The following is a 14,778-nucleotide window of genomic DNA, read 5'->3' on the forward strand; positions in this document are numbered from 1 at the left end:
TTCCAAACCGGTGCAGGCCGTACAGAGCGGCATGGGTAGGTTTGATTCCCGCGTACCTTCTCCATTATAAAATTTTTGTCACCTTGCCGAAGATATTTCTTCGGTTGGTCCATCCGTTGACGTGCCCGTGGTTGTTGCTGATTTGATATTGATTATTCTTGATGGCTGAGATCTTGTGCAGATAAAAGTGGCCGCTCACCTTGACAAAAACGATATCGTTCTTTTTGAGTACGGTGGCGTCGTTGACCGGCGTAACCTCGCAGACCTGGCCCGATTTTAAAATCGGGGTCATCGATTGGCCGAAGCCCTGCACCAGGCAGACCAGCCCGGATTGCAGCTTCTGTGCGGTGTAGATATTTTCCTTGTCGAATCCCAACTGATTCGCCTCCTTCTGCCTTTATCCTATCAAAAAGCGGTGCAAAAGGCAATGGATGCAAAAAACGTTCTGAGAAACCACGCGCGGAGTATTTGGCAGCGTCATCCGGGTGCTGCTGGCCCCAATTTGGAGGATGATTGGGTAAAGCGGGGGTATGGCCTGTGTGTCATGCCCCTGTTTTTTCTCTGCGCCTGTTTCTTTGAACGGGTTCTCCGGACATTTCTAGTTGCATATAGATAGGGGGACGTTGTATAATAAAGGGGAAATTCTTGACGGTTCATCAGAAAGGTCGGGATACACCCTTTACAAGAAGTCAAAGGGAATAGGGGGTAACGCGAGATGATAGGCGATTTGCACTGTCACACGAAGCTGTCTGACGGCTCCATGGGGCTGGAGGACGTCATTTATTTTGCCAAGCGCGCAGGATTGGATTTTGTATCGATCACCGACCATGATACCATGGCTGGGGTGACGCGTGCGGTTATTTTGGGCAAGCGCTACGGCATCAACGTCATACCGGGCGTGGAGTTTTCCTGTTGCGATGCCAAGCGCGGACGAAAGGTTCATATGCTCTGTTACTTGCCTCAGAAGCCCGATCGGCTGGAGGGCTTGTGCAATAAGATTCTCGATGCGCGCACAAAGGCGGGACAGGAGATGATACGGCGCACTGCGCGGTTTTATCCGATCACCGCGGATTTTGTGTCGCGTTACTATGCGGGGAGCAAGTCGATCTATAAGCAGCACATCATGAATGCGCTGATGGATCTCGGTTACACAGACCGCATCTTTGGGCCGATCTTTCAGCAGTTGTTCGACAGCAAACGTGGACTGGCCTATGTAGGAATTGATTATCCCGATCCGTTTGAGGTCATCGACCTGATCCATCAGGCGGGCGGCCTTGCGGTACTGGCGCACCCTCGCGAATACGATTCCTTCGACCTGCTCGATGAGATGCTGGAGCGGGAGGTTCTCGACGGCATCGAAGTTTATCACCCACGCAACACTGCGGAGGATGTGCAGAGGCTGGAGCAACTGGCCCGGGAGCACCGGGTGCTCAAGTTCGGCGGCACTGATTTTCACGGTTTTTACACCAAGTCGTACAGTCCGCTTGCGACCTGCATCACCCCACATGAAACCCTCAACCAGATCTTTCGGCAGAAAAGGGGCGTGTGATTCGCCATCGACAAATAAAATAATGGAGCGAAAAAGGCAATGGACATAAAAGAAAAGGCACTCAAAAAGCATTATGACTGGAATGGGAAAATTGAAGTCATCTCCCGTGCGCCGCTCAGGACGCGCGAGGATCTCTCACTGGCGTATACCCCAGGCGTCGCGGAACCCTGCCTGGTGATCGCGCAGGACGAAAACAAGGCGTATGAGCTCACCCGCAAAAACAACCTGGTGGCGGTGATCACCGACGGCACGGCGGTGTTGGGGCTCGGCGATATCGGGCCTTCGGCGGCTATGCCGGTGATGGAGGGCAAATGCGCGCTGTTCAAGGCGTTTGCGGATGTGGACGCGTTTCCCATCTGTGTGGACAGCAAGGATACTGACACGATCGTGGAGACGATCGCAAATATTTCCAAGAGCTTTGGCGGCATCAATCTGGAAGATATTGCCGCGCCGCGCTGCTTCGAGATCGAGGCCAAGCTAAAGCAGCGCTGCGACATCCCAGTGTTCCACGACGACCAGCACGGCACTGCAATTGTGGTGGCCGCCGCGCTGATCAACGCCCTCAAGGTGACGGGCAAAAAGGCGAGCGAGATCAAGGTGGTGGTCAACGGCGCGGGCGCGGCCGGCATCGCCATTTCTAAGCTGCTGCTTCAGTTGCAGCTCGGCGAGTTGATCCTATGCGACAAGGAAGGCGCAATCTACGAGGGAGCGCCTTGGCTCAACCCCGCGCAGGCTGAAATGGCGTTGGTGACCAATCCCGAAAGGAGACAGGGCGCTTTGCAGGAGGTCATCCGCGGTGCGGATGTCTTTGTGGGAGTATCCCGTCCGGGACTGCTCACGGCGGAGATGGTGGCAAGCATGAACTGTGGGATCGTCTTTGCGATGGCCAACCCCACGCCGGAGATCATGCCGGACGAGGCCAAGCGCGGCGGCGCGGCCGTGGTGGGGACAGGCCGGTCCGATTTTCCCAACCAGATCAACAATGTGCTCGCCTTCCCTGGCATTTTCAAAGGGGCTCTACAGGTGCGCGCCAGGGACATCACCGAGGGGATGAAGGTGGCGGCTGCTTACGCCATCGCGGCCATGGTGCCGTCTGAGCAGTTGAATGCGGAGATGATCCTGCCCAACCCGCTCGATCCCAAGGTTGCACAGGGCGTCGCGGAAGCTGTCGCGCAGCAGGCTGTGCGCGAGGGAATCGCCAGAGTTTCTCAACCCCAGAAAGGATTATAATTCATGTTGGTTACATATTATCCCAAGGATGTTTGCAGCAAATTGATCAAGTTGGATGTGGAGGGCGGCGTCATCCGTTCGGTGGAGTTTTTGGGCGGATGCGCCGGAAATGCAAAGGGAATTTCCGCATTGGTCAAAGACCGGCCGGTCAACGAGGTGATTGAGACTTTGCGGGGAATCCGTTGCGGATTGAAGCGGACCTCATGCCCCGATCAACTGGCGCTCGCATTGAAGGAGATTCAGGACAAAGCGGAATAAAAATAAAAGGGAGTAGGCAGGTGTTTGCGGTGTCGGAAGAGAAAAGAGCGTTTGTGGAAGATAGCGATATGAAGATTGCGGGCTCCGCGCCCCGTCAGCAGCCCGACGACGGCGAAGTAGCCGCCATGGAGTTTCAGCATCAAAAACAAAACGGCAATATCGAGCGGGCCTATCGTTTGGGGCAGCGGCTCTCCGATCGATTTTTTGTGATCGATGAGATCCTGGTGAAGTACGCAAGCCCACGGTTATTGGGCAACCCAGTGATTGAAAGCAATGCTCAGGTGTTGTTTGCCTTTATCGTGGATACTATCCTGGAGCACGGTTGCCCTGATTCGATTATCGCGCAGACGGCGCTCAACTATTTCCATGAGCAGGTGCGCGAGCGCTCGCCAAGAACCTACGACACCATTGTAGAGAGCGGCGCATTTTCCCTGTATCTGTTGTGCAGCCGGGACGAGCGGATGTCGCGTTCCTGCATCGGGGACGCGTTTGCGGATAGCTGCGATATGGAGGACGACCCGGATGTGGTCAGGTTGGGGGATCAGCTATACCGGGAATATTTCGATGTTTGTAAAGAAGAACTGGGGCGGGCAGAGTTTGTCCGATAAAACGAAGGGTAAAAACGGAGGGCGTTTGCCCTCCGTTTTTTTGTTGGCGCTATCCTCTGACGATTAGTCGCAGCAGCAGGGCTGAGGACCGCAGCCACAGCCGTTATTGCCGCAGCCGCAACCGTTATTGCCACAACCACAGCCGCAGTTGTTGCCACAGCCGCCATCGTTGCCACAGCAGCAGCAAAGGATAAGTACCAGGATGATGATCCACCAGCAGCTATTACCGGAACCGAAAAAACAGTTTGACATAAGAGAAACCTCCTAAATTTGATTTCATCACATACTATGCCATGCCCGAAAAAGGTGTTACAGCCAGGATGAAAATGTTGATTTGCCAAACGGATAAACCAGGTAAATAGGTAAATATTAAAAGAGGAATGCGCGGCATAAAATGGACGGAGGGGATTCCCGGAAGGTGCAGCCATCCGGGAGCGATTTCCCGATCGATCGGCCATCCGATGTGCGCATGCAACACGGCGGCGATACAGGGGGAAGAACATGGGGTTTAAATTCAACAACTTTACGCAAAAGGCGAACAATGCGGTTAATCTGGCGATGATGCAGGCGGCGGCGCTGGGACACACCTACATCGGCAGTGAGCATCTGCTGTTGGGATTGCTCAAAGAGGGGAACGGCGTCGCATATACCGTGCTCAAACAGCGCGGTATCACCGAGGATATGGTCAAGACAAAACTGATCCAGGCGGTGGGGAAGGGGATCAAATCCAATCTGACCCCCAGCGACTTCACTCCGCGCTGCAAACGGATTTTGGAAGCGGCCGCGCAGGAAGCCAAGGGGCTAATGCGGACCTCGGTGGGTACGGAACATATTTTGATGGCGATGCTCAAGGAACCCGAATGTTATGCGGTGCGGTTCCTCACCAGCCTGGGGTTCGACTGCGACACCCTTTACCGCGAGGTAATCGAGGGGATCGGCAGCGAAATCGCTGAGACGATCTACTGGAAGGCCACCCGCAAGCCGGCTTCCAAGGCGGGAAAACCGGCCGCAGTCAAGACGCCGAACCTCGATAAATTCAGCAAAGACCTGACGGTCGCGGCCTGTGAAGGCTCCCTCGACCCGCTCATTGGCCGTGATAAGGAGGTACTCCGGGTTATCCAGATTCTGTCCCGCCGCACCAAAAATAACCCCTGCCTGATCGGCGAGGCGGGCGTGGGCAAAACCGCGATTGTGGAGGGGCTGGCACAGCGCATCGTGCGGGGCGAGGTGCCGGAAAACTTATCTGGGAAGCGGGTCGTTTCAATCGATCTCTCCAACATGATAGCGGGGACAAAGTTCCGCGGTGAATTTGAGGAACGGCTGCGCAATTGCCTAAACGAGGTGCGAGATGCAGGGAACGTCATCCTGTTTGTGGATGAGATGCATACGCTGGTGGGAGCGGGCTCAGCGGAGGGCGCGATTGATGCGGCAAACATCCTCAAGCCTCAGCTCGCCCGCGGCCAGCTTCAGATGATCGGCGCGACCACCATCGACGAATACCGGCGTCACATCGAAAAAGACAGCGCGCTCACCCGGCGTTTTCAGAGTGTGTTGGTGGCGGAGCCCACAGCGGACGACACCGTGATGATCCTGGAGGGACTCAAATCGAAGTATGAGGAGCACCACCACATTCGGATCACCGAGGAAGCGATCCGCGCGTCGGTGGATTTTTCGGTGCGCTACCTCACGGAAAAATTTCTGCCTGACAAGGCGATCGACCTGTTGGACGAATCTTTATCCCTCGTGAAGCTGAAGATATTCACCCAGCCCGAGCGCACCGCCGATCTCCAAGACCGGCTCAGCGAACTGACCCGCCAAAAGGAGGAGGCCATCCTCGCGCAGGACTTTGAATTGGCGGCCAAGCTGCGGGACAGCGAACGGCAGCTCCAGGAAAAGCTCCCCCCGCAGAATGAGAGCGGCATGCCCGGTGATGAACGTGTGCTCGCATCGGACGTGGCTGAAGTGGTCGCGTCTCAGACAGGGATCGATGTCAAGCGGGTCACGGAGGAGCAGTCCCAGCGTTTGCTCCATCTGGAGGACCGTCTGCACCAGCGTGTGATCGGCCAGGATGAGGCGGTCGCTTCGGTGGCGCGGGCGGTGCGCAGAAACCGCGTTGGCCTCGGGGACCCCAACCGGCCGATCGGCTCGTTCCTCTTCCTAGGACCTACGGGCGTGGGCAAAACCGAGCTGTCCAAGGCGCTGGCAGAAGCGTTGTTCGCGGACGAAAAGGCGCTCATCCGCGTGGATATGTCGGAGTTTATGGAGAAGCACACGGTGTCGCGTCTGATCGGTTCGCCGCCCGGCTATGTCGGATACGACGAGGGCGGCCAACTCACTGAGAAGGTGCGCCGCAAGCCCTATTCGGTCCTGCTGTTTGACGAGATTGAGAAGGCGCATACCGATATCTTCAATATCATGTTGCAAATTCTCGATGATGGGATGCTCAACGACGCGCAGGGGCGCACCGTCAACTTCAAAAATTGCGTCGTCATCATGACCTCCAATATCGGCGCGCAGCTCATTACGGAGCATCAGTCGCTCGGATTCAGCCACAGCTCGGCGGTGCCCGACGACGCAGCGGTGAAAGTGCGCGTCCTGGGCGAACTGAAGAAGAGCTTCCGTCCAGAATTTCTCAACCGTATCGATGAAACAATCGTCTTCCACCGTCTCACCCAGGCTGAGACCGAACAGATCGCGGTGCATCTATTGGAGACCGTCCGGCAGCGCGCGCTCACCCGCGGGGTGAGCCTCCAATTTTCCGACGGACTGCTGCATCACCTGGTTCAAACCGGGTTCGATAGCAAATACGGCGCCCGTCCACTCAAACGTGCAATTCAGAACATCGTGGAGGACCGTCTCGCCGAAGAAATCCTGAGCGGCAGGGTGCGGGAAGGAGATCACCTGCTCTGCGACTTCCGCGATCAGATCATTTTTGCCAAAGCGCCGTGCGAAATCGCGGCAAAATGAGGTTGATCGATATAAAGTTTGCCTGTATAATGGAAATGCCTCAGTGAAGAGGAGACGGATCGATACAGGAGGTAACTTTTTATGGAAGAATGGATCAACCGGGAAGCAACCCTCAGTTGGGTGGTGAGCGAAGACCGGACCGCAGCCGAGGTTGGCAGCGGGGATGTCGGCGTGTTCGCAACCCCTATGATGATCGCTCTGATGGAGGGCGCCGCGGTGGCCTGCCTCAAGCCGCTGCTGTCCGAGGGGCAGACCTCGGTCGGAGCGTCGATTTCCACCAGCCACAGCGCGGCAACGCCGGTCGGCATGAAGGTGACCGCAACCGCCAGGATCACAGCGGTGGACGGCAAAAAAGTGGACTTCGTTGTGTTCGCAAGCGACGAATGCGGACCGATCGGGGAGGGGACGCACACGCGCTTTATTCTCAATAAGGAACGCTTTGAGCAGAAGGCCCTGGCTAAGCTGGAGCAAACCCGGTAAAGGATATTTTTCATCGAGCGACCCATATCATCGTGTTTTTAGATGATATGGGTCGCTTTTGTCATAATTTACCGATTCATTGTTTACAATTTCCACATACTTTCCTGTCGAATTCTATGTTAAAATAAGGGTAATGTTAACTATTTCTTTTGTCTTTTTATGGAAAGGGGAGAGCAAAAATGATAAAAATCGTCCAAAAAACGGTATCTGTGCTGGTGGCTGTCGGCCTGTTGACGGGAGGTTTTGTCGTCCCTGCCTATGCGGCTAACTACAACGATTTCGATTACATAACCAGCCATGTTTCAACCTCGATGCCCCGCAAGCTGAGTGTCACGAGGCCATCCCAGGATGTGAAAACCAGTGCGACCGCTTATTATATCACCGGTTCTTCCAACCCCGATTTGCCCCTTTATTTAAACGGGGAGAAGGTAACCGACCGCGGCATCAGCGGAAGTTTCGGCGTTTATGTGTCCCTTTCGTCCGGCGAGAACCGCTTCAAGTTCACCCAGGATGACGGTTCCGCAAAGACCGTCACCATCACGCAGGGGGCCGGTTATGGGGCCAGCTTGGCCACCACCAATCGGGTGTCTTCGATGTATCCCTCCTGCGATGTGGGTGAACTGGCTGGCACTGAGGTGACGCTTCAGTGTATCGCGCCGGCCGGCGCGTCTGTCACTGCAACCGTGAACGGCCAGAGCTACACGATGCGCCAGGTTGCGGCCGCGCAATCCGGCATTCCAGCTACCTTTAAGGCCACCTATACGGTGCCCGCCTACGGAAAAACCACCGATCTCGGCAAGGTGACCTACACCATGAACTGGAATGGCGCCACCAAGACCTACACCTCAAACGGCAAGCTGTTTGCAGGCGGCGAGACCCTTTTGGTGCAGGTGACCGAGACTTCTTCGAGCATCTTTCAACAGGGCAACACCGACAGTGGCTTTGTCACCACCGCCAAGGCCGGGGCAATCGATTATGTGGTCGATTCCAACGCAGGCATGTACAAGCTCGGGATGGGCGGCTGGATCAACAAGGATACCACCAAGCCGTTGACCAGCGGCCGGGCGACCAACAAGGTCAGCAATGTATCCTTCAGCTCCACCGCATATGGGGAGCGCTTTATCATTACCGGAACTTCTCAGCCGGTGGCGACCACCTCGCGTAGCGACGGCCAGTTGGTGGTAACGCTGCATCACACCACCGGAATCGGGAGCATCCCGACCGGCGACAGCAAGCTGTTTACCGGGGCGAGCGTCACCGAGTCCAATGGGGACTCCACCATCACCTTCACCCGCAACCCCAATCGCACCCTCTGGGGTTATGTAGTGGAATATAAGGACAATGTCACCACCATCTACTGCAAATACCGCCCGTCCCTTTCCGGGGACAGCAGCCGGCCGCTCGCGGGAATCATCGTGGCGCTGGATGCGGGACACGGCGGCACCGATCCAGGGGCGCTCGGCATTATGAACGGCCTCGGCGTGGATGAAAGCGATATCACCGCGGATACCGCGATCGCTGTGAAGAAACGTCTGGAGTCCCTGGGCGCGCAGGTGTTGCTCTCGGGCAGTGGGACAAGCGACCAGAAGATCGAGTTCGGGCCGCGCATGAATCCGGCCTATGAGGGCAAGGCGGATTTCTTCCTTTCGCTGCATTGCAACAGCATCGGCACCAACCAAAATGGTCTCAAGCCCAAAGGCGTGGAAATTTATTACTATGAGAGCAACGCGAAAGCCTTTTCCAACACGCTGCTCAATCATATCGTCGCCGAAACCGGGCGGGCTTCCCGCGGCGCGAAGTTCAGCAACTACCGTGTGACCCTCAACAGCTGCGCGCCCTCTGTGCTGGTGGAAATGGGATTCGTCACCAATCCCTCGGAGCTCGACGATATGGCGAGCCGCCGCGGTATGTTCAACATGGCCAATGCAATTGGCGATGCGATCGTCGCCTACCTCTCTTAACAGAAAAATAGCTCGAGGCCATCCGGATAGATCTATCCGGGTGGCCTTTTTATGCAAAACTGCAATTTTCACAGCAAACCCCTGCATTTTTGCCGTTTATTCCCGCATTTTACTTGATTTCGCTGGGAGAAAAGGATAGAATAGAGAACGAGGTGATTCATTTTGAATAAAGACCTGATCACTTTGATTGGTGAAATGATGGGCGGTTTTTCCAAAGGGCAGCGGATGATCGCCGATTATATCATCAATCATTACGATAAAGCGGCCTTTATGACCGCATCTCGTCTGGGCAGCACGGTGGGGGTCAGCGAATCCACCGTAGTGCGGTTTGCATCTGAGGTGGGCTACGAGGGATATCCTCAGTTGCAGCGCGCCTTGCAGGAATTGATCCGCAACCGGCTCACGGCGGTACAGCGCATGGAGGTGACCACCGAACAGATCGGCGGTTCAGACGTGCTCTCGAAGGTGCTCGGCTCGGATATTGAAAATATCCGCCGGACGTTGGAGGAGTCCTCCACCCAGACCTTCAACAACGCGGTGGATGCGCTCTGCAATGCGCGCACCATTTACATCCTGGGCATCCGCAGTTCCTCTGCGCTCTCCCGGTTTCTTTACTTTTATTTTAACCACATCCTCGACGATGTGCGTCTGATCAATACCAACAGCTCGAGCGAAATGTTTGAACAGATTCTGCGCATCGGGCCGCAGGATGTCTTTATCGGCATCACCTTTCCGCGCTATTCCCAGCGCACCTACAACGGTGCAAAATTCGCCACCGACAGCGGAGCCAAGGTGATTGCAATCACTGACAGCCCGCAGTCGCCCATTGCAAGCATTTCCGACACGGTGCTGCTGGCGCGCAGCGATATGGCTTCGTTTGTGGATTCGCTCGTCGCACCTCTCAGCTTGATCAATGCGCTGATCGTGGCGGTTGGGCTGCGAAAAAAGAATGAAATTTCGGCGACCTTCTCCCGCCTGGAACGGATTTGGGACGAATACAACGTCTACGAAAAAATAGAGGGGACACACGATATCGATGTCACAAAAATATGATCTGGTCGTGGCGGGCGCGGGCGCGGCTGGCTGTATGGCGGCTGGAACAGCGGCAAAGCGCGGGCTTTCCGTTGCGCTGCTCGAGCGCAATCCGCGCATCTGCCGCAAGGTGATGATCACCGGCAAGGGCCGCTGCAATGTCACCAATAATTGCGACAATACAGCGTTTATCCAGGCGGTCAAAGGCAACGGACGCTTTCTTTACAGTGCGATCAACCGCTTTAGCTGCCGCGACACCATAGAGTTTTTTGAAGCGCTGGGCGTCCCCTTAAAGACAGAACGAGGAAACCGCGTCTTTCCGGTGTCCGACCGATCGGTTGATATCGTGGACGCGCTGTCCAGGTACCTGCGGGACGGCGGCGTGGAGCTGCTGTCGGGTCGCTGTACGGCGCTCCAGCTCCGGGACGGCGCGATATGCGGCATAAAACTGGAAAACGGCAACGTGATTTCGACCGGTCAGGTGATCGTTGCGACGGGCGGCATGAGCTATCCAACCACCGGCTCCACCGGAGATGGCTATCTGCTGGCCAAACAGGCGGGGCATACGGTTTGCCCTCCAACCCCATCCCTGATTCCCGTTATTACAAACGAGCCCTGGTGCAAAGATTTGATGGGCCTTTCGCTTAAAAATGTCACGTTGACGCTCACCAACCGCGCGGGTAAAGTGCTGTTTCACGAGTTGGGCGAGATGCTGTTCACCCATTTCGGTGTTTCTGGCCCCCTGGTGTTGAGCGCGAGCTGCCACATGGACGCCGCCCACCTGGACGACTATACCTTGGCGATCGATCTCAAGCCGGGACTTTCTCCAGAGCAGCTCGATGCGCGCCTGCTCCGCGACTTTGGAAAAAATCTCAACCGCGATTTTCTCAACAGCTTGTCGGAGCTGCTGCCCCGCAAGCTGATTCCGGTGGCGGTTCAGCTCTCCGGCATCCCGGGCGACCGCAAGGTCAACCAGATCACCAGGGAACAGCGCCGCGCCTTGGTGGAGCTGCTGAAACATTTATGCATCACACCGAAGGCCTTCCGTCCGATTGAGGAGGCGATCGTCACCTCAGGCGGGGTTTCAGTCAAGGAAATTAACCCCAAAACGATGGAATCGAAACTTGTAAAGGGATTATACTTTGCAGGTGAAGTGCTGGATGTAGACGCCTATACGGGCGGATTTAATCTACAGATTGCGTTTTCTACCGGCGTGTTGGCTGGGGAGAGCGCAAAAAGTCAGACAGATGGGGGTTGGGAGAATTCATGATTGCCATTGCAATCGACGGGCCGGCCGGCGCGGGGAAGAGCACCATCGCGCGGGCGCTGGCGCGGCACCTGGGTTATATCTATGTGGACACCGGGGCGCTCTACCGGGCTGTGGGCTATTACATGCTGCAACATGGCGTCGATCCGTCCAAGGAGAAGGAGGTCGTTCCGCAGCTGCCGAAGATCGACGTTACCATCCGCTTTGTGGATGGGGAACAGCGCGTGTTTTTAAACGGCGAGGATGTCTCCGACAGGATTCGCACGCCGGAGCTCTCGATGGCGGCGTCCGATGTGTCCGCGTTGCCGCCGGTGCGGGCATTTCTGCTCGATCAGCAGCGCAATCTCGCCGCAGCCAGCCATGTGGTGATGGACGGCCGCGACATCGGCACGGTGGTGCTGCCTCAGGCGCAGGTGAAGATTTTCCTCACCGCATCGCCGGAGGACCGCGCGGAGCGGCGGAGGCAGGAGCTGATGGGGAAAGGGATTCACACCGACTTTGCCGAGGTGTTGGAGGATGTGCGCAAACGGGATTACAACGACAGCCATCGTGCCATCGCACCGCTGTGCCAAGCGCCGGACGCAATCCTGGTGGACACTACCGGCAACACCTGTGAACAATCGATCGCGCAGTTGATCGCTGTTGTAGAAGCGGCGCTGCTCAAAACATCATAAGGACAGGGGATTAAATCGCTATTATGAGCTTGCTATTTCGTTTAGGAAGAATCCTGTTGGGGACCGCTATGCGCATCTGGCATCGTATCTCAGTGGAGGGGGTCGAGAATCTGCCGGATCACGGCGGATATATCATCTGCTCCAACCATCGCACCAACCTGGATCCGCTTTATATCGCTTGGAAAGGCCAATTCCAGCTCTACTTTATGGCAAAGGCTGAGCTGTTTCATGTGCCTGTGTTGGGCTTCCTCATCAAAAGGCTGGGCGCGTTTCCGGTGGAACGCGGAAAAGGGGACACCAGCGCAATCGACCACGCGATTGAAATTTTGCAGAGCGGCAGGGTGCTGGCGATCTTTCCAGAGGGGACGCGCTCCAAGGACGGCAAGCTGCTGCGCGGCAAGTCTGGGATTTCTCTGATCGCCTCCCGGTCCGGTGCCGACGTGCTGCCGGTCGGCATCAAATACACCGAACCGGTCAAGTTCCGCTCGAAAATTGTCATCCGCTATGGAAAGCTGATTCCCAACTCCGAGCTGACGATCGTCGACAACAAGCCCTCGGATATCAAAGCGGCCACAACCCGCATTATGTCGGCCATCGGCGCGCTGTTGGAGGATTAATAGATGGAGATTACCGTTGCAAAGACCGCGGGCTTTTGTTTTGGCGTCAACCGCGCAGTCGATCTGGCGTTTGAATGCGCGCGGAGCTCACCCAAGGTGTGCACCCTTGGCCCGATCATCCACAATCCCCAGCTGGTGGCCCAATTGGAGGCGCAGGGGGTACGGGCGGTGGACGATCTTTCGGATGTGCCGGACGATGCGGTGGTGATTATCCGCTCACACGGCGTAACGCGGCAAATTTACGATGAGATTGCGGCGCGTAAGCTTTCTTGTGTGGACGCCACCTGCCCCTTTGTGGCAAAAATTCATCGGATCGTCCAAGAGAAAAGCGCAGCAGGTTCCACCATTCTGATCGCGGGAGACCGGGAACATCCGGAGGTGCAGGGAATCTTTGGACATTGTACCGGTCCGGTATATTTTTTCAAAACAGCCGATGAATTGTTGCAGATTTGTTATAATACACCAAATATTTGCGAAAAATCGTGTTGTATGGTGGCACAAACTACATTTCATACACAGGAATGGGAAAATTGCGTAGAATCTGCAAAAAAAGTGTGTACAAATCTCGAAATATTTGATACAATATGTATTGCTACCGTGAAACGTCAGGAAGAGGCGCGGGAGCTCGCCCAAAAATCCGACCTGATGATTGTGGTCGGCGGGCGCACAAGCTCCAATACTGCAAAGCTGTTTCAAATTTGCAGGGAATTTACCCGCTCCATTCTTGTGGAGCGCGCGCAGGAGTTGTATGATTACAATTTTGCGCAGGTCGCCAAGGTTGGTGTTACAGCTGGGGCTTCCACCCCGGCTTGCATAATTAAGGAGGTACGAAATACGATGAGTGAGATTTTGAAGAACCAAGAGGAAGAGGCTAGCTTTGAGGAATTGTTGGATCAATCCTTCAAAAGTACATATAACGGGAAGAAGGAGACAGGCGTTGTCGTTGGGATTGCCCCCAATGAACTGCAGGTAGATATCGGTACCAAACATGCCGGTTACGTTCCGATCTCGGAATTTACAGACGATCCGAATGCGAAGCTCGAAGACCTGGTGAAAAAGGGCGATGAGATCGAGCTGCTGGTGGTTCGTGTCAATGATGTTGAGGGCACGGTTATGTTGTCGAAGAAACGTCTTGACCAGATCGCCGGTCAGGAGAAGATCGAAAATGCCTATGAGACCGGCGAGGTTCTCGACGGCGTTGTGGTCGAAGTGGTCAAGGGCGGCGTGATTGTCCAGTCCAACGGGGCAAGAATCTTTGTTCCTGCCTCGAAAGCGACCCTGTCCCGCAATGAAGAGCTCGAGTCTCTGCTGAAAAAAGAGGTTCAGTTTAAGGTGATCGATCTGAAGAAGGAGAGAGGCCGCAAACGCGCGATCGGTTCGATCAAGGATGTGGTGCTCAAAGCCAGAGCGGAAGCTGCGGAGAAGTTCTGGGCGGATGTCGAAGTGGGTAAAACCTACACTGGCGAGGTCAAATCGCTCACCTCTTACGGCGCGTTTGTCGACTTGGGCGGCGTGGACGGCATGGTTCACATCTCCGAGCTCTCTTGGTCCAGAATCAAACATCCCTCCGAGGTCGTCAAGGTCGGCGATATGCTGGAGGTCTATGTGAAGGATATTGACCGTGAGAATAAAAAGATCAGCCTGGGCTTCAAAAAGGCTGAGGACAACCCCTGGGAGATCATCAAACGGGATTATCCGGTTGGTTCGGTTGCCACGGTCAAGATCGTTTCGATCACCACCTTTGGCGCCTTTGCACAGATCATTCCCGGTGTGGACGGCCTGATCCATATTTCTCAGATCTCCTTCGACCGCGTCAACAAGGTTTCCGATGTGCTGTCGGTAGGCGACGAGGTGCAGGTCAAGATCACTGAGATTGACTTTGAGAAGAAACGCATCAGCCTGTCGATGAAGGCCCTGCTTGAGCCTGAGGCTGAGGAGGCTGCCGCGGAAGAGGCTCCGGCGGAAGCTGAGGAAGCTGCTCCTGTAGAGGAATAATTCCCAACAAAATAGCAAGGGGACATGTGCGAAAAAGCGCATGTCCCTTTTTTGCAGAGGACAGGAAAAATATTTTGTAAAACTGCGTCAGAAAGAGAATCTGAGAGAAAAAGCAAGGAAAAAGCGATTAATCATCGATT

Annotated in this window: 14 protein-coding genes; 12 read left to right on the top strand and 2 right to left on the bottom strand. The window is 55.4% G+C overall.

Annotation, left to right across the window (positions count from 1 at the left end):
• Positions 1 to 64: 64 nt before the first annotated feature.
• Positions 65 to 376: a S24 family peptidase gene (locus H8711_RS00280; protein ID WP_249281526.1), complete on the bottom strand. Its 312-nt coding sequence runs from the start codon at positions 374 to 376 to the stop codon at positions 65 to 67.
• A 339-nt stretch (positions 377 to 715) separates the two neighbouring features.
• On the opposite strand from H8711_RS00280, the gene H8711_RS00285 reads away from it, so the two are divergent.
• The 4 genes from H8711_RS00285 to H8711_RS00300 are packed head-to-tail and all read left to right on the top strand — an operon-like array spanning position 716 to position 3,645.
• Positions 716 to 1,549, top strand: a complete 834-nt coding sequence (locus tag H8711_RS00285) for a PHP domain-containing protein (RefSeq protein ID WP_249281527.1) — start codon at positions 716 to 718, stop codon at positions 1,547 to 1,549.
• Positions 1,550 to 1,588: 39 nt separating this feature from the next.
• Positions 1,589 to 2,779, top strand: coding sequence for an NAD(P)-dependent malic enzyme (locus H8711_RS00290; protein WP_249281528.1), 1,191 nt, complete (start codon positions 1,589 to 1,591; stop codon positions 2,777 to 2,779).
• 3 nt (positions 2,780 to 2,782) lie between these two features.
• Positions 2,783 to 3,037, top strand: coding sequence for a TIGR03905 family TSCPD domain-containing protein (locus H8711_RS00295; RefSeq protein WP_249281529.1), 255 nt, complete (start codon positions 2,783 to 2,785; stop codon positions 3,035 to 3,037).
• A gap of 29 nt (positions 3,038 to 3,066) precedes the next feature.
• Positions 3,067 to 3,645, top strand: coding sequence for a hypothetical protein (locus H8711_RS00300; protein WP_249281530.1), 579 nt, complete (start codon positions 3,067 to 3,069; stop codon positions 3,643 to 3,645).
• A gap of 63 nt (positions 3,646 to 3,708) precedes the next feature.
• Here H8711_RS00300 and H8711_RS00305 read toward each other — a convergent pair whose 3' ends face one another.
• Complete coding sequence (locus H8711_RS00305; RefSeq protein WP_249281531.1) at positions 3,709 to 3,897, bottom strand: hypothetical protein; 189 nt, start codon at positions 3,895 to 3,897, stop codon at positions 3,709 to 3,711.
• 249 nt (positions 3,898 to 4,146) lie between these two features.
• On the opposite strand from H8711_RS00305, the gene H8711_RS00310 reads away from it, so the two are divergent.
• The 8 genes from H8711_RS00310 (at position 4,147) to H8711_RS00345 (ending at position 14,638) form a co-directional block, all read left to right on the top strand.
• Positions 4,147 to 6,612 carry an ATP-dependent Clp protease ATP-binding subunit gene (locus H8711_RS00310; protein ID WP_249281532.1) on the top strand — a complete coding sequence of 822 codons (2,466 nt, stop codon included), beginning with the start codon at positions 4,147 to 4,149 and terminating at the stop codon, positions 6,610 to 6,612.
• Between the two features lie 81 nt (positions 6,613 to 6,693).
• A complete protein-coding gene (locus H8711_RS00315; RefSeq protein ID WP_249281533.1) occupies positions 6,694 to 7,092 on the top strand; it encodes a thioesterase family protein in 399 nt (132 codons plus the stop codon).
• A 179-nt stretch (positions 7,093 to 7,271) separates the two neighbouring features.
• Positions 7,272 to 9,053 (top strand): N-acetylmuramoyl-L-alanine amidase, encoded by a 1,782-nt coding sequence (locus H8711_RS00320; protein ID WP_249281534.1) that lies wholly within the window; start codon positions 7,272 to 7,274, stop codon positions 9,051 to 9,053.
• Positions 9,054 to 9,215: 162 nt separating this feature from the next.
• On the top strand, positions 9,216 to 10,106 hold the full coding sequence (locus tag H8711_RS00325) for a MurR/RpiR family transcriptional regulator (protein WP_249281535.1): 891 nt from the start codon (positions 9,216 to 9,218) through the stop codon (positions 10,104 to 10,106).
• On the top strand, positions 10,090 to 11,355 hold the full coding sequence (locus H8711_RS00330; protein WP_249281536.1) for a BaiN/RdsA family NAD(P)/FAD-dependent oxidoreductase: 1,266 nt from the start codon (positions 10,090 to 10,092) through the stop codon (positions 11,353 to 11,355). Before H8711_RS00325 ends, H8711_RS00330 begins: the two co-directional genes overlap by 17 nt.
• Positions 11,352 to 12,026, top strand: a complete 675-nt coding sequence (cmk, locus tag H8711_RS00335) for a (d)CMP kinase (protein ID WP_249281537.1) — start codon at positions 11,352 to 11,354, stop codon at positions 12,024 to 12,026. The genes H8711_RS00330 and cmk overlap by 4 nt, the downstream gene beginning before the upstream one ends.
• Before the next feature lie 56 nt (positions 12,027 to 12,082).
• Positions 12,083 to 12,643, top strand: a complete 561-nt coding sequence (locus H8711_RS00340) for a lysophospholipid acyltransferase family protein (RefSeq protein WP_249281538.1) — start codon at positions 12,083 to 12,085, stop codon at positions 12,641 to 12,643.
• A 3-nt stretch (positions 12,644 to 12,646) separates the two neighbouring features.
• Positions 12,647 to 14,638 carry a bifunctional 4-hydroxy-3-methylbut-2-enyl diphosphate reductase/30S ribosomal protein S1 gene (locus tag H8711_RS00345; protein ID WP_249281539.1) on the top strand — a complete coding sequence of 664 codons (1,992 nt, stop codon included), beginning with the start codon at positions 12,647 to 12,649 and terminating at the stop codon, positions 14,636 to 14,638.
• Positions 14,639 to 14,778 lie beyond the last annotated feature (140 nt).

The organism is Ligaoa zhengdingensis (assembly GCF_014384885.1).
Classification (GTDB): domain Bacteria; phylum Bacillota; class Clostridia; order Oscillospirales; family Ruminococcaceae; genus Ligaoa; species Ligaoa zhengdingensis.

Bases quoted from the DNA above. Each gene is read 5' to 3' on its own strand.
- H8711_RS00295 (WP_249281529.1), top strand. From the start codon at position 2,783: ATGTTGGTTACATATTATCCCAAGGATGTTTGCAGCAAATTGATCAAG.
- H8711_RS00285 (WP_249281527.1), top strand. From the start codon at position 716: ATGATAGGCGATTTGCACTGTCACACGAAGCTGTCTGACGGCTCCATG.
- cmk (WP_249281537.1), top strand. From the start codon at position 11,352: ATGATTGCCATTGCAATCGACGGGCCGGCCGGCGCGGGGAAGAGCACC.
- H8711_RS00330 (WP_249281536.1), top strand. From the start codon at position 10,090: ATGTCACAAAAATATGATCTGGTCGTGGCGGGCGCGGGCGCGGCTGGC.
- H8711_RS00310 (WP_249281532.1), top strand. From the start codon at position 4,147: ATGGGGTTTAAATTCAACAACTTTACGCAAAAGGCGAACAATGCGGTT.
- H8711_RS00320 (WP_249281534.1), top strand. From the start codon at position 7,272: ATGATAAAAATCGTCCAAAAAACGGTATCTGTGCTGGTGGCTGTCGGC.
- H8711_RS00315 (WP_249281533.1), top strand. From the start codon at position 6,694: ATGGAAGAATGGATCAACCGGGAAGCAACCCTCAGTTGGGTGGTGAGC.
- H8711_RS00345 (WP_249281539.1), top strand. From the start codon at position 12,647: ATGGAGATTACCGTTGCAAAGACCGCGGGCTTTTGTTTTGGCGTCAAC.
- H8711_RS00305 (WP_249281531.1), bottom strand. From the start codon at position 3,897: ATGTCAAACTGTTTTTTCGGTTCCGGTAATAGCTGCTGGTGGATCATC.
- H8711_RS00290 (WP_249281528.1), top strand. From the start codon at position 1,589: ATGGACATAAAAGAAAAGGCACTCAAAAAGCATTATGACTGGAATGGG.